This window comes from Azospirillum griseum (genome assembly GCF_003966125.1).
GTDB classification, from domain to species: Bacteria; Pseudomonadota; Alphaproteobacteria; order Azospirillales; family Azospirillaceae; genus Azospirillum; species Azospirillum griseum.
Genome location: NZ_RXMA01000016.1, coordinates 10,779 through 28,195, shown reverse-complemented (window position 1 = coordinate 28,195; position 17,417 = coordinate 10,779). Strand labels below are relative to the sequence as shown.

The window sequence follows — 17,417 nt, the reverse complement described above, 5'->3', positions numbered from 1 at the left end:
AGCAGGATTGGTTTGACCAGTGTATCAATTGATACCAATTTTCGCATCTTTTGCGCAGCAATTCGCCAACAGACCCCTCTTGTTGACCACCCCGCCGCCCTATATGGTAAGGCCAATTCATCGGGGAGCGCCGCGCATGTCCACTCTGGTCAAACCCATCGAACCGCGCCGCCTGTACCAGCAGGTGGCCGACCAGATCCGCGCGCTGATCGCCAGCAACGCCATCGCACCGGGCACCCGTCTGCCGCCCGAACGCGATCTGGCCCAGCAATTGGGCGTGTCACGCCCCTCCCTGCGCGAGGCGCTGATCGCGCTGGAAATCGACGGCAGCGTGGAAATCCGCATGGGGTCGGGGGTGTATGTCTGCCAGCCGCCCGAACGGCTGCTGCCAACCAGCACCGCCGCGCTGGGCGAAAGCCCGTCGGAGCTGATGCAGGCCCGCGCGGTGATCGAAGGGGCGGCGGTGGTTCTCGCCTGCGCCCGCATCAGCGCCGACGGTCTGGCCCGCCTGCGCGAGATTCTGGCGCGGATGCGCAGCGAGATGGAACAGGGCGGCCATCCGGTGGAACAGGACAAACAGTTCCACCTGACGCTCGCCGGGTTCAGCGGGAACAGCGTGCTGGTGCGGCTGGTGGGGGAGTTGTTCGACGAACGGCACAGCCCGATCTCCTCCCAATTGCGCGAGCGGTTCGACAGCACCCAGACCTGGCGCTTCGCCCTGGACGAACACGAAGCGATCCTTCAGGCGCTGGACGCCGCCGATCCGCTGGCCGCGCAAACGGCGATGCGCCAGCACCTGAAGGAATCCACCGACCGTTGGATCAGCAGCTGACGCAGATCTGGCGCTGCTGGCCCAACCCGTCGATCCCCAGTTCCATCCGGTCGCCGGGCTTCAGATAAACCGGCGGCTTTTGCCCCAGCCCGACGCCGGGCGGGGTCCCGGTGGAAATGATGTCGCCGGGGCGCAGCGACATGAAGCGCGACAGGTAGGACACGACGAAAGCCACGCCATAGACCATGGTCCGGGTCGAGCCGTTCTGATAGCGGTGGCCGTTGACCTCCAGCCACATCCCGAGATTTTGCGGGTCGGCAACCTCGTCCTTCGTCACCAGCCAGGGGCCGACCGGGCCGAAGGTGTCGGCCGATTTGCCCTTGGTCCACTGGCCCTGATGTTCCAGTTGGAAGGCCCGTTCCGACAGGTCGTTGATGACGCAGTAACCGGCGACATGGTCCAGCGCGTCGGCCTCCGACACGTATTTCGCCGTCTTGCCGATGATGACGCCGAGTTCGACCTCCCAATCGGTCTTGGCCGAACCGCGCGGGATTTCGACCGGATCGTTCGGCCCCTGGATGGCGCTGGTCGCCTTCATGAAGATCACCGGCTCCGGCGGCACGGTGGCCCCGGTTTCCGCCGCGTGGTCGGAATAGTTCAGACCGATGCAGATGAATTTCCCGGTCCCGGTCACGCACGGCCCCAGCCGGGGTTCCCCCTCCACCAACGGCAGGCTGTCCAGCGGCAGGGCGGCGATGGCGGCCAACCCCTCGGGCGACAGCGCCGCGCCGCCGATGTCGGCGACGTGGGCCGACAGGTCGCGGATGCGGCCCTGCGCGTCGAGAATGCCCGGCTTTTCGGCCCCCGGCTGGCCATAACGCAACAGTTTCATCGCTTGGTTCCTGGTGAAGAAAACGGGCGGGCGGTGATCAGGTGTTGGACCAACCGCCATCGATGGCGATGGCCTGCCCGGTCATGAAGGCGGACTCGTCGGCGGCGAGGAAGACCGCCAGCGCGGCGACCTCCTCGGCGGTTCCCAGGCGGCCCATCGGCTGGCGGGCGATGAAGGCGGCGCGCGCCGTCTCGTAATCGCCCAAGGCGCGCATGCGGTCGTGCAGCGACGGGCTGTCCACCGTGCCGGGGCAGATGGCGTTCACCCGCAGCCCGCGCGTCACGTAATCGGCGGCGACCGATTTGGTCAGGCCGATCACGGCGGCTTTGGTCGTTCCATAGATGAAGCGGTTCGGCGCGCCGATGATCGAGGAGGCGACCGAGGCCATGTTGATGATCGAGCCGCCGCCCGCCTCCAGCATGCCGGGCAGGAAGGCGCGGATCATCCGGTACATCGAGCGGACGTTCAGCGTGACCGAACGGTCGAACGCCTCTTCGTCGCAATCCAGCACGGTCCCGGCGTGGACGAAGCCCGCGCAGTTGAACAGCACCGACGGGGCCGGGGTTTCGGCGGCGAAGGCGGCGATGTCCGCCGGGTCGCACACGTCGAGCCGCCGGGTGGTCAGGCCGGGCGTGCCGTCCAACTCAGCCAGCAGGGCGGTGTTGATGTCGGTGGCGATGACCCGCGCGCCCTCGGCGGCGAAGGCCAGGGCGGCGGCGCGCCCCATGCCCTGGGCGGCGGCGGTGACGATGGCGGTTTTGCCGTTCAGGCGGTTGGCCATGGCTGTGGCGGTCCTTCCCTTGCGCGGCCCGGTGGGGCCGGTTCCGGTGATCCGTGTGGCGGATCGTTGGAGCCTACATACACAGCATCGTTCCACCTGTAAATCATCAATTCATCAGCGCGGCGATATTTCACCGATCAGTCGCCCCACCCTGTTCCCCTCTCAATCCAGAGACAGCGCGTCGGAGATGCGGCGGGCGGCCTGCGCCAACGCCTCCAGGATCGCTTCGGGTTCCTGCGGGGTGTTGCGCATGCGCAGATAGGGGCAGGTCAGCGCGGCGACCGCCCCGCCCTCATGGCCATCGACAATCGGGTGGGACAGATCGACCACCGCTTCGGAAATGCCGCTGGGGCGGCGGACATGGCCCGCCGCGCGCACCGCGTCCAGGGTTTGCGTCAGCGCGTCCAGATCGATCCACGGATCGTCCCGCCGCAACTCCTCATACAGCCGATGGCGGCGGCGCGCGCTCATGAAGGCCATCAGGCAATGGCCGGACCCCGTCAGAATCAAGGGCTGGCGGTAGCCGATGCGCACGGTGAAACCGATGTGGCTGGTGCTTTCCACCCGCGCGATGACGGCGATCTGCGTGCCCGACGGGACCGCCAGATGGCAGGCGTAGCCGGTGCTTTCGGCAAAGGCGTTCATCGTCGGCAGGGCGATTTCCACCAGCGACCGGTTCACCGGCCGGTTCAGCCCCAGGCGGAACAGCCGGTCGGTGACGCGGAAGCGGTCGTCGCCCTCCGTCCGTTCGATGTAGCCGCGTTCGGCCAGCACCGACACCATGCGGAAAATCTCGCCCTTGGTCCGCCCCACCCCATCGCCGATCTGTTGCAGCGACTGCGGATCCCGGCACTCCGAGAGGAATTCCAGAATGTCCAAGCCCTTTTCCAGGGCCGGGGCGGAGTAGCGGCGCTCCTTGTCATCCGCTCCGCCACCGTCGGCGACGGCGGACTCGGCCCCGGAGTCAGGCGGATCGATGTCGGTCGGGATCACGCGGAACCTCTCATGACGGCTTGACGGGTCGTTTCATATATGATTATCCATTTCACAGAGAAAACACTCCACCAAAAAAACACCCAACATCCGCGCAAGGGAGGCCCCCGCATGCCCGCCGACATCCGCATCACCGGCCATCGCAGTTACGATATTCGCTTTCCGACCTCCTCGCAAAAGGATGGATCGGACGCGATGAACGCCGATCCCGACTATTCCGCCGCCTATGTGGCGCTGGAAACCTCCAGCGCGTTGGAAGGCCACGGCCTGACCTTCACCATCGGGCGCGGCAACGATCTGTGCCGGGCGGCCATCGACCTGCTGATGCCGCGTCTGGTCGGGCTGTCGCTGGCGGAGATCACCACCGACATGGGGGGATTCTGGCGGCACATCACCGGCGATTCGCATCTGCGCTGGGTCGGCCCCGACAAGGGGGTGATGCATCTGGCCACCGGGGCGGTGGTCAACGCGGTGTGGGATCTGTGGGCCAAGCAGGCCGGAAAGCCGGTGTGGCAACTGGTGGCCGACATGACGCCGGAAGAGATCGTCCGTCTGATCGACTTCCGTTATCTGACCAACGCCCTGACCCCGGCGGAGGCGCTGGCCATCCTGACCCGCGCCAAGGCGGGCGAACCGGAGCGCCGGGCGCGGCTGCTCGCCGACGGCTATCCCAGCTACACCACCTCGGCCGGGTGGTTGGGATACGACGACGACAAGGTGCGCCGCCTGTGCCGCGAGGGCGTGGCCGCCGGGTGGAGCCATTTCAAGCTGAAGGTCGGGCGCGACCGCGCCGACGACATCCGCCGCTGCCGCGTGGTGCGCGAGGAGATCGGCCCCGACCGCGTGCTGATGATCGACGCCAACCAGATTTGGGAGGTGGACGAGGCCATCGGCTGGGTGCGCGATCTGGCCGAATTCAACCCGTGGTTCATCGAGGAACCGACCTCCCCCGACGACATCCTCGGCCACCGGGCGATCCGCGCGGGCGTGGCCCCGATCAAGGTCGCCACCGGCGAAATGTGCCAGAACCGCATCATGTTCAAGCAGTTCCTGCAAGCCGACGCCATCGACGTGGTGCAGATCGACGCCGCCCGCGTCGGTGGGCTGAACGAGAATCTGGCGATCATGCTGATGGCGGCGAAGTACGGCAAACCCGTCTGCCCGCACGCCGGCGGCGTCGGGCTGTGCGAGTATGTGCAGCATCTGTCGATGATCGACTATCTGTGCGTTTCGGGAAGCTGGGACGGCCGCGTCGCCGAATTCGTCGATCACCTGCACGAGCATTTCGAAGAGCCGTGCGTGGTCGAACAGGGCCGCTACCGCGCCCCGACCGCGCCCGGCTTCTCCATCACCATGAAGCCAGCCTCGATCAAAACGCACCTGTTCGGCGGATAAGGGAAGGCCCCCCATCATTGCCGCCCGTTTCCTGCTTGCATGGCCGGGTTGCCTTGGGGATCCTGTGACGGCGCGCGCGTCCGTCACAGGACCTCAGAGACACCAGGAGTTGCGGCATGGGGAACGGCATAACCAGCTCACGGGCGCAATCCACCGGCGTCACCCTGTCCACCGATTCGCAGATCAACGCCCTGATCGATGACGCCCGTTGGGGCACCGGCAGCGGGGCGACGGTGGCGCTGACCTACAGCTTCGAATCCTCGGCCAGCCGCTATTCCACCAACTACTCCAGCACCAACGAGTATCTGAACTCGCAAGTCCTGCGGACCGACCAGAAGGCGGCGGTCCGCACCGCCCTGACGGCCTGGGCGCGGGTGGCAAACATCACCTTCACCGAAGTGACCGACAGCTCCACCGAGGCCGGGGATCTGCGCTTCGGCATTTACAACAACATGCCGGAGGACACCGCCGCCTGGGCCTATTACCCTGGGCAATCCGCCGTCTCGGGCGATGTCTGGGTCAGCAGCGACATGCAATCCACCAGCACGTCGGCGGGTGGCTATTACATCGAATTGCTCCTGCACGAGATCGGTCACGCCCTGGGGCTGAAGCATCCCTTTGAGGAGGGCGACCAGAGCACCACCACCCTGCCAAGCTCCACCGACACCGATGACTGGACGGTGATGAGCTACACGCATGTGAACTCGCTCTACACTGTCACGCCGCAGGCCCTGGACATCAAAGCCATCCAATATCTCTACGGCGCCAACACCACGACCACCGCCGGAAGCGACAGTTATCAGGTCGGTGGGGCCGATCAAACCATCTGGGACTATGGTGGAACCGACAGCCTGATCGCCAGTGACAGCAGCCGCACCTACTCGCTGGATCTGCGCGCCGGAGCCGCAAGCACCGGGCAGGGCCGCAGCAACACCGCCCGCTATTACATCATGTCCGACACGGTGATCGAAAACGCGACCGGCAGCACCGGCAACGACACCATCACCGGCAACGACGCGAACAACACCCTGACCGGCGGGGCCGGGTCCGACACCATCGACGGCGGGGCCGGAACCGACAGCGCGGTCTACAGCGGGGCTTACGCCAACTACACCATCACCCGCTCGGGCAGCACCGTCCGGGTGCGCGACCTGTCCAGTTCGGCCAGCGACACCGACACCCTGACCAATGTTGAAAGTCTGGTCTTTTCCGATCAGACGGTGTCGTTGACGACGACCACCACCACCTCCACCGTCGCCGGGTCCACCATCTACCGGTTTTTCAACCGCAACAACGGAACCCATTTCTTCACGGCCTCGTCCACGGAACGCGACACCGTGATCGCCACCCTGTCGAACTTCAACTACGAAGGGGCGGCCTTTTCCGCCGTTGCGACCAGCCTGTCGGACACCACCCCCGTTTACCGGTTCTACAACACCGCCAACGGCAGCCATTTCTACACCGCCAGCGAGGGCGAGAAGAACAACGTCATCAGCACGCTGTCCGGCACCTACAATTACGAAGGGGTTGCCTATCAGGCCGTGACGTCCAGCAGCGCCAACGCGACGCTCAGCGGGATGACCCCGCTCTACCGCTTCTTCAACACGGTGGTCGGCTCCCACTTCTTCACGATCTCCGACACCGAACGCGACAGCGTGATCGCCAACCTGTCGAGCACCTACAATTACGAGGGGGTCGCCTATTACGTCGCCAGCGACACCTCGTCCGCCGCTGCGGCCCCCCTGGCGGCGGCCACGCCGGACAACGCTCTGCAAAGCGCCAGCACCGTCAGCGATGACGACGCCTCTGCTGCGTTCCAGGCGGCGATCAGCGACCCGCTGGCGGCCCTGACCGGCGGCAGCACCAACGCGGAGCTGACCTTTGACAGTGGGGGAACGGGCACCAGCCTGGCCAGCAACGCCCTGTCCACCACCGACAGCGCCACCCTCTACGGCGCGATGATCACCAGCGCGTTCGGATGGGAGTCCGCAACGGGCTGATCCCGCCCGCGCTGGTCAGAAGCTGTTGCGTTCGTGGTAGGTTTGCAGGAACTGGGTCAGGCGCGGGTCCGGGCTTTCGTGGAACACCTCGCGCGGCGGGCCGAAGGCGGCGATGCGGCCACGGTCGAGGAAGGCCACGCGGTCGGCGACGTTGGCGGCAAAGCCCATCTCGTGCGTCACCACCACCATGGTCATGCCGTCCGCCGCCAGATCGCGCATCACCTGCAACACCTCGCCCACCAGTTCGGGGTCCAGGGCCGACGTCGGCTCGTCGAACAGCATCAGATGCGGTTCCATGGCGATGACGCGGGCGATGGCCACGCGCTGCTGCTGGCCGCCCGACAGGCGCGACGGGTAGCTGTCGGCCTTGTCGGCCAGCCCGACGCGGGCCAGCATCTGGCGCGCCCGGTCAGCCGCAGCACCCTTGTCCATCCCGCGCACCTGGACCAGCGCCTCCGCCACATTCTCCAGGGCGGTCATGTGGGGCCACAGATTGAACTGCTGGAACACCATGCCGACGTTGCGGCGCAGGCCGCGCAGTTCGGCGTTGGACAGGCGGCGGCGCGGCGTGGTGTCGCTGTAACCGACCAGTTGGCCTTCGATGCGGATCTCGCCGCGATCATAGACCTCCAGGAAGTTGATGCAGCGCAGCAGCGTGCTCTTGCCCGAACCGCTGGGGCCGATCAGGCACACCACCTCCGACTTGTTCACCGTCAGATCGATGTCGCGCAGCACGACGTTGGGGCCATAGGCCTTGCTGACGCCCCGGATCGTCACCATCGGTGTCGGTTCGGCGGCGGGTGCCGGGGTCTTCACGGCGGCGGCAGGGGATTCGGTGATGGCCATGCTCAGGCCCTCGCGTTCGACGGGTGGGACAGGAACCGGGTGACGCGCGCCTCCACGCGGCGGCCCAGGCGGGACACCGCCTCGACCAGCAGCCAATAGAACAGCGCCATCCCCAGGATGGTTTCAAAGCTGGCGAAGGTTTCCGCCGCCATCGTCTGCATTTCGTACATCAGTTCCGGCACGGTGATGATCGACAGCACGACGGTTTCCTTGGTCAGGATCGCCATCATGTTGACCAGGGCCGGAACGGTGGACACCAGCATGGCGGGCAGGATCACCCGGCGCAGGATGCCACCATAGGGCATGCCCAGGCTGTGCGCGGCCTCCACCTGCCCTTTCGGAACCGCCTGGAACCCGGCGCGGAAGATCTCGGCGAAATAGGCGCTGCCATAGATGCCCAGCCCCAGAATCCCGGCGGTCGTCGCCTCCAGCCGGAGGCCGATGGCCGGACCGCCGCTGTAGAGCAGGAACAGTTGGATGAGAAAGGGCGTGCCCCGGATCACCTCGATGTAGGCGCGCAGCAGCCAGCGCAGCGGCTTCACCTCGATCTGCCGCAGCAGCATGATGACGAAGCCCAGCGCCATGCCGATGGCGCAGCCCGCCGCCCAGCACAGGATGGTCACGCCAAAGCCGCGCAGCAGCGCCGGGCCGTATTGAACGAGCAGGTTGGTGTCCATGCCCCTCACCCCTGCGCAAGACGGCGTTCAACCAGCGCCCCGAACAGGGCCAACGCGCTGTTGATCGCCAGATAGATGACGCCCGCCGCCAGATAGATTTCCAGCGGGCGGAAATTGCTGGCCGAAATGGTTTGGCTGGTCCGCGTCAGCTCCGCCACCCCGACCACCGAAATCAGCGAGGAGGCTTTCAGCAACAGGATCAGCTCGTTGACCAGGGCCGGAACCGAAATGCGGAAGGCTTGCGGCAGCAGGATCCGTTTCCAGATCGTCGGGGCGGAAAAGCCCAGCGCCAGCGCCGCTTCGGATTGGCCGTGCGGAACCGCGTTCAGCGACCCGCGATAGATCTCCGACACATAGGCCCCCGAGGCCAGGCTGAGCGCGCCAATGGCGGCGACCAGCGGCGGCACGTCGATGCCGATCAGGGGAAGCATGTAATAGATCAACAGCAGTTGGATCAGCAGCGGCACGCCGCGAAAGAAGCTGACATAGACCCCGCCCGCCACATCCAGGGCACGACGGCCCGATTGCCGCGCCACACAGACGAGCACGCCGATCACCTGCCCCAGCATGACGCCCAGCAGCGAGATCCAAATGGTCGTCACAGCCGCCCCCAGCAGATGGGGAAGCGCATCGACGATGACGCTGAACTTCATCGGCACATCCACGGTAAAATCAGGAGCACGCTCAGACCACGGCGCATCCCACCGCGCGTCTCAACCGGGCCGCGCCCCCGGCCCCACCGGGGACCGGGGACGCGCCCCACGGCTCAGAAGGCCCCGATCAGAACAGGGGTTCGGGAACCACGGTCGGCAGTTCGGCGGAGACGCCAAACCACTTCTTCTGGATGCTGGCCATGCGGCCATCCTTCTGGATCTTGACCAGGGCGGCGTTCACCGCCTCCACCAGGCTCTTGTCATCCTCGCCCGGACGGCCGACCCACGAGAAGAAGGACGGCTTGCCGAACGGCGGCAGAACGACGGTGAAGGTCTCCTTGCGCTGCGCGGCGGCAAAGGCAAGGTTGGGCAGCGAGTTGACCGACACATCGACGCGACCGGCGGCGAGATCGGCGTAGGACTGGTTGCTGTCGACATACTCCTTGATGGTCGGGGCGGGGGTCAGGCCCTGGGCGAATTCCTTGACCTGGGCCAACTGCGAGGTGCCCTTGCCGCCGCCGACGTTCTTGCCCGCGATGTCTTCCGGCTTGTTGATGGAATTGTCGCCGGTGCGCTTCATCATCGCCGCCGTCGCTTCGGAAATCGGCACGGTGAAGGAGTAGCGCTTCATCCGCTCCTTCGTGATGGTCACGGGCGCGATGACCAGATCGAACTTCTTGGCCTCCAGGCCGGGCAGGACGCTGGTCCAGGGCAGATCGATGTATTTCGGCTTGACGCCCAGTTCCTTCGCCACCTCGTCGATCAGGTCGCGGTCAACGCCCTTGTATTCGTTGTTTTCCAGGAAATCGAAGGGCGGGAACTGCATTTCGGTGGCGACGTTGATGACGCCCGCCTTCTTGATGTCGGCCAGGGTGTCGGCCTGGGCGGTGGCAACCCCGCCCAGCGCCAGCACCGCCGCGCCCAGCAGGGCGGCGCGCAGGGTGTGGCCGAAACGGCCGGTGGTCTTCGTCGTGACGTGCATCGCAACAGACTCCATAATCGTTGAACCCCCTGTGTGATCGACCGGCGCTGAACGACGGTGCGCCGGTCTTTTGTGTTTACAAATTAAGCTCCGTCGCGCTGTCGGTGATCGACGACCCGCTGAGGCTGAAACGGTCGCCGACGGACAGGAAATGCACCAGCGTGATGCAGCGGTTCAGATGCACGGTCTGGCGGCGGATCGACAGGCAGGCCGTCCCCGGCTCCACCCCCAGCAGGGCGGCGAGGTCGGCGGTGGCGTTCACCGCCTTGACCGTGTGTTCGGCCGACGACCATGGCACCTGATCGACCAGCCAGCGGCTGGGGGCGACGCTGTCGAACGGCTCGTCCACCACCTCCGGCACGGCGTCCAGATTGACCAGACGGCGTTCGTACTGGATCGGTGCGCCGTCGCCCAGATGCAGGCAGTCCAGCGACAAGAGCGGCGTGCCGTCCGGCACGTCGGGCCAGCGCAGCCCCTCGCCGTTGCGCAGGGTTTTGCGGTCCAGGATGCGGAATTCATAGACCCCGCCGTTGCGGGTGATGACGTCGCCGATGTCCTCGATGGGCAGGGCGAAACGGTCGTGCCGCACGCTGGCGACAAAGGTCCCGGCCCGGCGGCGGCGCACCAGAAAGCCTTCCCGCGCCAACAGCGCGATGGCCTTGTGCACGGTCTGCCGCGACACACCATAGAGGGACGACAGCTGTTCCTCGTTCGGCAGCCGTTCCCCGGCCTGCCAGCGCCCGCGCAGGATTTGCCCGGCGACCGCCCGTTTGATCTGGCCGAACAGCGGCCCCTTGCCATCCAGGCTGGAGCCGTCCAGGGCGACGGAAACACCGGCAGGACCGCGTTCCGCACCACCGTTCAGGCTTTGCCGCGCCGCGCCTTGCACCACCGCCCTCCGCCTGATCGTTCAGCGATGGCGACGATAATGTATGTACATAATTGGCCGGTCAATCGGGAAATCACAGGACGGACACACACCGTTGTTCGCGCGCGCCACTTGCGGAAAATCCATAAAATCCATAATCTTTGCACATCCATCCTGTGGAGCGCCCCATGCCAAACACCCCCATCGCCGTCTCGGCCTCTTACCGCGCGACCGACATGAACAAGGCGGGCGGGCAGATTTTGGACATGGTGGCCAGCAAGGGGGCCGTCACGATCACCCGGCGGGAGCAGGAATTTGTTCTGATTCTGGCGTCGGATCTCGCCAAGATTCTGGACGATGCCCGCGCCGACCGGCCACAAAGCCTGGACGATCTTTTGCGCGACTATGACCGCGACAAGATCAGCCGTTTGACGACCGGCTTCATGGCCGACACGCCCGTCGGCAAGGAGAGGCTGTGACATGCCCCGTCGTGGCGATGACTTCACCGGTGCGGGCTATGTGCCCGCGCGCGGGGATGTCGTTCATTTGAACTGGACCCCATCGGTTGGACATGAACAGGTCGGCCCGCATTACGGGTTGGTCCTGTCACAGGACGCCTACAATCTGGGAACCGGCTTGGTGATTGTGTCGCCCATCACGTCGAAAATGGGCAAGCTCAGCGGCTTTGAATTGCCGATCCAGGCCGGGCGCGTCAACGGTGTGGTGATCCTGTCGGAAATCCGCACGCTCGACTATCAGGCCCGGCGCATCGAGTGCGAGGACCGCGCCGCCGCCGATCTGGTGGCGGAGGCCATCCGCCGCGTCCGCCTGATGCTCTGATCCCGCCAGCGGACGGACACACACCCAAAAAGGCCCCCCGCCACCGGGTCACGCGGAACCGGCAACGGGGGGACAAGGACCAGGTGCCCATCGCGCACGCTGGAGGATCCGGGAGAGGAACCGGGAGACGAACCCGACACACCGGCAGGCAGCGGACCAAGCGCCGTCAGCGGACGGTGCGCAGCGCCTCCAGCGCCAGCAGGCGGTCGGTCAGTTCGGCGGTGCAGGCGACCACGGTGTTGCCCTGGCGCAGACCATCGTTCGCCAGGAAATCATTCACCCAGCCACCCGCCTCGCGCACCAGCAGCAGCCCGGCCAGCGCGTCCCAGGCGTTGATGTGAAGTTCGATGTAGCCGTCGCTGATGCCCAGCGCGACGTTCGCCAGCCCCATCGCGCCCGAGCCGCAGCGGCGGAACTCGATGGTGTTGGCGATCATCGCACTGATGAGGTCGAGGCTGAGCGCCAGCGGGCGGCGGGCCGACCAACCCATCTCCACCACGGCCCCACCGCCATGGCGCAGGCCGCTGGTGCGCAGGGGCCGCCCGTTCATCGTCGCCCCTTCCCCCCGGCGGGCGACGAACAGTTGGTCGAGGTCGGGGGCGTAGATCACCCCCAATTCGATCTCCCCACGATGGACCAGCGCCAGCGAGACGCACCAATTGGTGGTTCCGTGGATGTAGTTGGTGGTTCCGTCGATGGGATCGACCACCCACACCAGATCGGCGGGATCGCCCCCGGCCTCCTCGCCGATCACCGGGTCGCCGAAGGCGTCGGCGATGCGCTGGCGCACCAGGTTTTCCACGGCCAGATCGGCGGCGGTGCAAAAATCGATGCTGCTCTTGCTTTCAATTGCCCCCAGCCCCTGGCGCATGTTGCGGGCAAGGCGCCCCGCCTCCACGGCCAGATCAATGGCAAGACGGCGGCGGCCATCAAAATCGATGCTGGCGAAATCGGTTCTGTTTGAGTCAACGGTCATGGCGTGCAGGCTCCGGCGGGCCGCGCGATCATGGCGGCCCGCTGCTTCAGGAAAAGGGATTACGGCAAGGCCAGCGCGTTGGCCAAACTGGTGGCGGCGGCGTCGCGGCTGCCCAGCGGGTCCAGGCCGTGGCGCTGCTCGATCAGGCGCAGGATCGACACGGTTTCATACGGGGTGTGATCGACATGCCCCTTGCGGGCGAAGGGCGAGACGATCAGGGCGGGAATCCGCGACCCCGGCCCCCAGCGGTCGCCCTTGGGCGGCGGCACATGGTCCCAGAATCCGCCGTTTTCGTCGGAGGTGACGATCACCACCATGTTTTTCCACTGCGGGCTTTTTTCCAGCATGGCGATCAGGTCGGCGACGTGACGGTCGCCGTCGGCCACCGACGCCTTGCCGGGGTGCTGGTTGTATTTGCCGGTCGGCTTGTAGAAGGACACCGGCGGCAGAGCACCGTCGAGGATCGCCGTTTCAAAATCAGCGAGGTCTTTCAGGTGGCGCGCCCGCTCGTCGGCGCTGTCGACGAAGCGCTTGAAATAGGTGAAGGGGTGATGGTGAAAGGAAAAGCCGTCCGGGCTTTGCTTCGTCGGCATCCCGGCGACCGCCTTGTCGAAATCCCCGGCGTAATAGACCCAGTTCACGCCCTTGTCGGTCAACCGGTCGCCGATGGTCGGCAGCGTCTGCACCGGCAGCAGCGTTTGCTCCAGGCTGGTGTCGTACAGCCACGCGCCCTGGATGGTGTTGACGGCGTAGCCATCGGCGGTGACGGTCGGCTCACCGCCCTTGGCGTCCTTGCCGGTTCCCGCCACCTCGCGCAGGGCGTCCGGCGCGTTGGGGAACGGCGGGGTGCAGGCGCAGACCAACCACATGTGATTGAGGAAGGAGCCGCCAAAGGCCGACTGGAAGAAATGGTCGGCCAGGGTGTAGCGCTTGGCCACCTCCCACATCGCCATCTGCGATCCGTCGAAATAGCCCATCGGCAGACCGCCGGTGGTTCCTTCGCTGACAAAGCGGTCGTTGCGCCCGCCGTTGATCTGGCGCTGGTGGGTGAAAAAGGCGTGGATCGGGCTGGCCACCCGGTCGTTCAGCCCAACCGCCGGATCCAGGCGGAACGGCCCGTTGGCGGTGACGTGGGCCAGCCGGGCGTCCGGCTTCTTCTTGCCGTCCAGCGGCGGCGGCAGGGTGGCGAAGGGCGTGCCGTCGCGGTCCACCTGAACCGTCCCGGCCTGCGCCTTCTGCGCCGCCTCCAACCCCTCGGCCCCCGGAAACAGGCCATAGAGCGTGTCGAAGCTGCGGTTTTCCAGATAGATGACGACGATGGTGTCGATCACCGACAGCTTGGGATCGGCCTCGGCGGCGTGCGCCCGCGCCAGCGGCGCGGCGACAGCCAGGGTCAGGCCCGCCGCCAACGCGGCGGCGGTCAGCAGATGTCTCGCACCCATCACGGCGGGACTCCTTGTTGAAAGACGGAAACCGGTGGCGGATCAGCCGGGAATGACGGTGACGCCCTGCGGGGCAAAGCCGACCGACACCGCGTCGCCAATCGCGCGCGGGTGGTCCACATCGGCGGAGCGGGCGAACAGGGTGACGTCCCGGCCCGCCAGCGACACCGCCACCTCATACTCCATGTGGTCGCCCAGATAGGCGGCGTAGAGGATGCGCCCCGGCACCCCACCCGCTTCACCCGGTTCGGCCAGCCGGATGGCGTGCGGCCGCACCGCCAGCTCCACCGGCCCATCGGCCAGGTCACGGTGCGGCAAGGTCAGCGACGCCGCCCCGACGGCGATCCGCCCCAACGCCCCGTCCCGCCCGGCCAGCGCGGCGGGCACGATGTTGGCGTCGCCGATGAAATCGGCGATGAAGCGGCTGGCCGGGCGTTCGTACAGATCGCGCGGCGCGCCGTCCTGGGCGATTTTGCCACCCGCCATGACGATGATGCGGTCGGACACGGCCAGCGCCTCTTCCTGGTCGTGGGTGACGTAGACCACGGTCAGTTTCAGGCTCTGCTGAAGCTGGCGGATGTCCTCGCGCACCCGGCGGCGCATCTTGGCGTCCAGGTTGGACAGCGGCTCGTCGAACAGCAGCACGCGCGGTTCCAGCACGATGGCGCGGGCCACCGCCACGCGCTGCTGCTGGCCGCCCGACAATTCGCTGGGCAGCCGTTTTTCCAATCCGGCCAGCCCGACCAGCTCCAGCTTGGCGCGCGCGGCCTCCTCGGCCTGTTTCTTCGCCATGCCGCCGACCACCAGCCCATAGGCGACGTTGTCGAGGATCGACATGTGAGGGAACAGGGCGTAGCTCTGGAACACCATGCTGACGTCGCGTTCGGCGGCGGATCGGGTGGTGACATCCTCCCCACCGATCAGGATCTGGCCGGTGGAGGTCTGCTCCAGCCCGGCGATCATGCGCAGGGTGGTGGTCTTGCCGCAGCCCGACGGGCCGAGCAGAGTCACCAGCGTGCCGGTTTCGATGGCAAAGCTGACGTCGGTGACGGCGGTGAAGGAGCCATAGCGCTTGGTGACGGCGCGGAACTCCACCGCCGGGCGGCGGATGGCGGAGGCGGGCGTTCCCGACGGAACGGCGGTCGGATGGTGGGTCATGCGTTGACCTTTGAAACTGGGGAATCCGCCGAAGCGGAGGAGTCGGCGGACGGCGTTGGGGCGCGACGGCCCAGCCGGCGTTCGCCGACCAGCAGTTGGATCATCAGCAGCGCCAGCACCATGATGGCGATCAGGACCGAGGAATAGGCGATGGCCAGCCCATATTCGCCGACCTCCGCCCGCCCGACGATGTAGGCGGTGGCGAGGTTGTATTTCGCCGTGACCAGGAAGATGACGGCGCTGACGCTGGTGATGGCGCGGACGAAGGCATAGACCATGGCGGTGACGATGGCCGGGCGCAGCAGCGGCAGGATCACCCGGCGCAGCGTGGTGAAGGACCGCGCCCCCAGCGTCAGCGACGCTTCGTCCAGGCTCTTGTCGATCTGGCTCAGGGTGGCGATGCCGGCCCGGATGCCGACCGGCATGTTGCGGAAGACAAAGGCGATGATCAGGATCAGGCCGGTCCCGGTCAGCTCGATCGGCGGGGTGTTGAAGGCGAGGATGTAGCTGACGCCGATCACCGTGCCGGGAATGGCAAAGCTCAGCATCGTGATGAACTCGAACGCCCCGCGTCCGATGAAGCTCTGGCGCACCAGCAGATAGGCGGTCAGCAGCCCCAGCGCGGCGGTCAGCGGCATGGCGACCAGCGAGACGCCCAGCGTTGTGAACAGCGAATCCCAGGCCGAACCGCTGAACCACCAGCCGTTCGCTCCATGCTCCACCCCAAAGGCGGTCTGGTAGTGGATCAGCGTCGGCGTGTTGTCGCGCCCCAGGCTTTTCACGAAACCACCGACCAGGATGGTCCCATAGACCAGCACCGTCACCACCGTCCACAGCGCCGCCACGGCGGTGGCCGCCCAGCGCACGCCCGACGGCAGCGGGCTGGCCAGACCGGCGTCACCCTTGCCCGACACGGTGGTGTAGGACCGGCGGCCCAGCCACAACCGTTGCGCCAGAAAGGCCGACAGGGTGAAGCTCAACAGGATGATCGCCAGCACCGCCGCCCGGCCCTGGTCCTGCGCGGCCCCGACCACGGCGAAGAAAATCTTGGTGGAGAGCACATCGAAATTGCCGCCCAGCACCAGCGGGTTGCCGAAATCGGCCAGGCTTTCGATGAAGGAGATCAGGAAGGCGTTGGCCAGACCGGGGCGGATCAGCGGCAGCGTCACCGTGCGGAACGTCACCCACGGGGTGGCGCGCAGGGTCTGGCTGGCCTCCTCCAACGTCGGGCTGACGCCTTGCAGCACGCCGACCAGCACCAGGAAGGCGATGGGGGTGAAGGCCAGCACCTGCGCCAGCGCCACGCCCGGCATGCCGTAAATCCAGCGCGACCGGGGAATGTCGAACAGGGTGGACATCAGGTCGGTGACGACCCCCGCCCGCCCGAACAGCAGGATGATGGCCAGACCGATGACAAAGGGCGGGGTGATGACCGGCAGGATCGACACCAGCCGCAGCGCCGTTTTGAAGCGGAAACCGGTGCGCACGGCGATCAGCGCAAAGGCCAAGCCGGTCGCCGTGGTCAGCAACCCGACGACGGTCGCCAGCGCCAGCGTGTTCCAGGCCACGCCGCAGACGCTGCCCGACCCGGTGACGCAGCCCAGGCCCCAGATGCTCGAATCGGTCAGCTTGCCGAACAGCCCGGCGATCATCAGGTTGCCGTTGTTGTCCTGCACCGCCGACAACAGGATGCGGATCACCGGATAGCCGACGAAGACCAGGATCGACCCCAGCACCAGCCCGATGGCCGAGACGATGAAGACATCGCCCTTGCACCAGCCGCGCAGGGCCAGGCCATGGGCGCACAGCACCAGCGCGGTGACGGCGTAGAGTGCGGCCCCCAGCCCCAAACCCGGTTGGGCGACCAGCAGGCTTTGCAGGATGAGCCAGCCCAACCCGCCCGCCCCCGCCGCGATCAGCCAACCCGCGCGCGGGCGGCCCTGCGGATCGGGGGACAGGGTGGCGGCCAGGGCGGCCAGCAGCGGCAGGACCAGCGGCAGCAGCCACGCCGCCCCGCCCGTCACGCCCTGCACCAGCGCCGCATCGCCCGCGATGGAGCGGGTGGCGAAATGCCAGGGCAACAGCAGCAGCGCCGCCCACCCCATCGCCACCCAGAAACCGAGACGTCGTTGCATGATCCGG

General features: G+C 66.6%; 17 protein-coding genes. 5 read left to right on the top strand and 12 right to left on the bottom strand.

Annotated features, from left to right (window positions below; translation table 11 throughout):
• Nucleotides 1-136: 136 nt before the first annotated feature.
• Nucleotides 137-832, top strand: coding sequence for a FadR/GntR family transcriptional regulator (locus EJ903_RS16360; RefSeq protein WP_126617368.1), 696 nt, complete (start codon nt 137-139; stop codon nt 830-832).
• Here the strand turns inward: EJ903_RS16360 and EJ903_RS16355 are convergent.
• The 3 genes from EJ903_RS16355 to EJ903_RS16345 all read right to left on the bottom strand — a co-directional run bounded on the left by EJ903_RS16355 (nt 822) and on the right by EJ903_RS16345 (nt 3,438).
• Nucleotides 822-1,664: a fumarylacetoacetate hydrolase family protein gene (locus EJ903_RS16355; RefSeq protein ID WP_126617366.1), complete on the bottom strand. Its 843-nt coding sequence runs from the start codon at nt 1,662-1,664 to the stop codon at nt 822-824. The two genes, EJ903_RS16360 and EJ903_RS16355, sit on opposite strands and share 11 nt — an antisense overlap.
• Before the next feature lie 37 nt (nt 1,665-1,701).
• Nucleotides 1,702-2,445, bottom strand: coding sequence for an SDR family oxidoreductase (locus tag EJ903_RS16350; RefSeq protein ID WP_126617364.1), 744 nt, complete (start codon nt 2,443-2,445; stop codon nt 1,702-1,704).
• 162 nt (nt 2,446-2,607) lie between these two features.
• A complete protein-coding gene (locus EJ903_RS16345) occupies nt 2,608-3,438 on the bottom strand; it encodes an IclR family transcriptional regulator (protein WP_246015654.1) in 831 nt (276 codons plus the stop codon).
• Between the two features lie 111 nt (nt 3,439-3,549).
• Here EJ903_RS16345 and EJ903_RS16340 point away from each other — a divergent pair, with 111 nt between their 5' ends.
• Together EJ903_RS16340 and EJ903_RS16335 are read left to right on the top strand one after the other, a co-directional pair.
• On the top strand, nt 3,550-4,833 hold the full coding sequence (locus EJ903_RS16340) for an L-fuconate dehydratase (RefSeq protein WP_126617362.1): 1,284 nt from the start codon (nt 3,550-3,552) through the stop codon (nt 4,831-4,833).
• A gap of 116 nt (nt 4,834-4,949) precedes the next feature.
• Nucleotides 4,950-6,833, top strand: coding sequence for a matrixin family metalloprotease (locus EJ903_RS16335; protein WP_126617360.1), 1,884 nt, complete (start codon nt 4,950-4,952; stop codon nt 6,831-6,833).
• Nucleotides 6,834-6,848: 15 nt separating this feature from the next.
• Here EJ903_RS16335 and EJ903_RS16330 read toward each other — a convergent pair whose 3' ends face one another.
• From EJ903_RS16330 to EJ903_RS16310, 5 genes are all read right to left on the bottom strand, one after another.
• Nucleotides 6,849-7,613, bottom strand: a complete 765-nt coding sequence (locus EJ903_RS16330) for an amino acid ABC transporter ATP-binding protein (protein WP_174237315.1) — start codon at nt 7,611-7,613, stop codon at nt 6,849-6,851.
• Nucleotides 7,614-7,681: 68 nt separating this feature from the next.
• On the bottom strand, nt 7,682-8,356 hold the full coding sequence (locus EJ903_RS16325; protein ID WP_126617356.1) for an amino acid ABC transporter permease: 675 nt from the start codon (nt 8,354-8,356) through the stop codon (nt 7,682-7,684).
• Nucleotides 8,357-8,361: 5 nt separating this feature from the next.
• Nucleotides 8,362-9,009 (bottom strand): amino acid ABC transporter permease, encoded by a 648-nt coding sequence (locus tag EJ903_RS16320; protein WP_126617354.1) that lies wholly within the window; start codon nt 9,007-9,009, stop codon nt 8,362-8,364.
• Nucleotides 9,010-9,136: 127 nt separating this feature from the next.
• Nucleotides 9,137-9,991 (bottom strand): transporter substrate-binding domain-containing protein, encoded by an 855-nt coding sequence (locus tag EJ903_RS16315; RefSeq protein WP_126617352.1) that lies wholly within the window; start codon nt 9,989-9,991, stop codon nt 9,137-9,139.
• 76 nt (nt 9,992-10,067) lie between these two features.
• Complete coding sequence (locus EJ903_RS16310) at nt 10,068-10,880, bottom strand: histidine utilization transcriptional repressor HutC (RefSeq protein ID WP_246015652.1); 813 nt, start codon at nt 10,878-10,880, stop codon at nt 10,068-10,070.
• A 167-nt stretch (nt 10,881-11,047) separates the two neighbouring features.
• On the opposite strand from EJ903_RS16310, the gene EJ903_RS16305 reads away from it, so the two are divergent.
• Nucleotides 11,048-11,338, top strand: coding sequence for a hypothetical protein (locus tag EJ903_RS16305; protein ID WP_126617348.1), 291 nt, complete (start codon nt 11,048-11,050; stop codon nt 11,336-11,338).
• A gap of 1 nt (nt 11,339) precedes the next feature.
• Complete coding sequence (locus EJ903_RS16300) at nt 11,340-11,699, top strand: type II toxin-antitoxin system PemK/MazF family toxin (protein WP_126617346.1); 360 nt, start codon at nt 11,340-11,342, stop codon at nt 11,697-11,699.
• Nucleotides 11,700-11,865: 166 nt separating this feature from the next.
• Here the strand turns inward: EJ903_RS16300 and EJ903_RS16295 are convergent, their stop codons facing one another.
• The 4 genes from EJ903_RS16295 to EJ903_RS16280 are packed head-to-tail and all read right to left on the bottom strand — an operon-like array spanning nt 11,866 to nt 17,410.
• A complete protein-coding gene (locus tag EJ903_RS16295) occupies nt 11,866-12,675 on the bottom strand; it encodes an inositol monophosphatase family protein (protein ID WP_126617344.1) in 810 nt (269 codons plus the stop codon).
• Between the two features lie 59 nt (nt 12,676-12,734).
• The gene (gene acpA, locus EJ903_RS16290) at nt 12,735-14,117 is read right to left on the bottom strand and encodes an acid phosphatase (RefSeq protein ID WP_126617501.1); all 1,383 of its coding nucleotides are present in this window, start codon (nt 14,115-14,117) and stop codon (nt 12,735-12,737) included.
• A 42-nt stretch (nt 14,118-14,159) separates the two neighbouring features.
• A complete protein-coding gene (locus EJ903_RS16285; protein WP_126617342.1) occupies nt 14,160-15,275 on the bottom strand; it encodes an ABC transporter ATP-binding protein in 1,116 nt (371 codons plus the stop codon).
• Nucleotides 15,272-17,410: an ABC transporter permease gene (locus EJ903_RS16280; protein WP_126617340.1), complete on the bottom strand. Its 2,139-nt coding sequence runs from the start codon at nt 17,408-17,410 to the stop codon at nt 15,272-15,274. Before EJ903_RS16280 ends, EJ903_RS16285 begins: the two co-directional genes overlap by 4 nt.
• Between the last annotated feature and the right edge of the window lie 7 nt (nt 17,411-17,417).

What these genes read in the sequence shown, in the direction of transcription:
- EJ903_RS16300 (WP_126617346.1), top strand. Translation starts at nt 11,340, where the DNA reads ATGCCCCGTCGTGGCGATGACTTCACCGGTGCGGGCTATGTGCCCGCG.
- EJ903_RS16320 (WP_126617354.1), bottom strand. Translation starts at nt 9,009, where the DNA reads ATGAAGTTCAGCGTCATCGTCGATGCGCTTCCCCATCTGCTGGGGGCG.
- EJ903_RS16305 (WP_126617348.1), top strand. Translation starts at nt 11,048, where the DNA reads ATGCCAAACACCCCCATCGCCGTCTCGGCCTCTTACCGCGCGACCGAC.
- EJ903_RS16330 (WP_174237315.1), bottom strand. Translation starts at nt 7,613, where the DNA reads ATGGTGACGATCCGGGGCGTCAGCAAGGCCTATGGCCCCAACGTCGTG.
- EJ903_RS16340 (WP_126617362.1), top strand. Translation starts at nt 3,550, where the DNA reads ATGCCCGCCGACATCCGCATCACCGGCCATCGCAGTTACGATATTCGC.
- EJ903_RS16285 (WP_126617342.1), bottom strand. Translation starts at nt 15,275, where the DNA reads ATGACCCACCATCCGACCGCCGTTCCGTCGGGAACGCCCGCCTCCGCC.
- EJ903_RS16360 (WP_126617368.1), top strand. Translation starts at nt 137, where the DNA reads ATGTCCACTCTGGTCAAACCCATCGAACCGCGCCGCCTGTACCAGCAG.
- EJ903_RS16295 (WP_126617344.1), bottom strand. Translation starts at nt 12,675, where the DNA reads ATGACCGTTGACTCAAACAGAACCGATTTCGCCAGCATCGATTTTGAT.
- EJ903_RS16335 (WP_126617360.1), top strand. Translation starts at nt 4,950, where the DNA reads ATGGGGAACGGCATAACCAGCTCACGGGCGCAATCCACCGGCGTCACC.
- EJ903_RS16325 (WP_126617356.1), bottom strand. Translation starts at nt 8,356, where the DNA reads ATGGACACCAACCTGCTCGTTCAATACGGCCCGGCGCTGCTGCGCGGC.
- EJ903_RS16280 (WP_126617340.1), bottom strand. Translation starts at nt 17,410, where the DNA reads ATGCAACGACGTCTCGGTTTCTGGGTGGCGATGGGGTGGGCGGCGCTG.
- EJ903_RS16315 (WP_126617352.1), bottom strand. Translation starts at nt 9,991, where the DNA reads ATGCACGTCACGACGAAGACCACCGGCCGTTTCGGCCACACCCTGCGC.
- acpA (WP_126617501.1), bottom strand. Translation starts at nt 14,117, where the DNA reads ATGGGTGCGAGACATCTGCTGACCGCCGCCGCGTTGGCGGCGGGCCTG.
- EJ903_RS16355 (WP_126617366.1), bottom strand. Translation starts at nt 1,664, where the DNA reads ATGAAACTGTTGCGTTATGGCCAGCCGGGGGCCGAAAAGCCGGGCATT.
- EJ903_RS16350 (WP_126617364.1), bottom strand. Translation starts at nt 2,445, where the DNA reads ATGGCCAACCGCCTGAACGGCAAAACCGCCATCGTCACCGCCGCCGCC.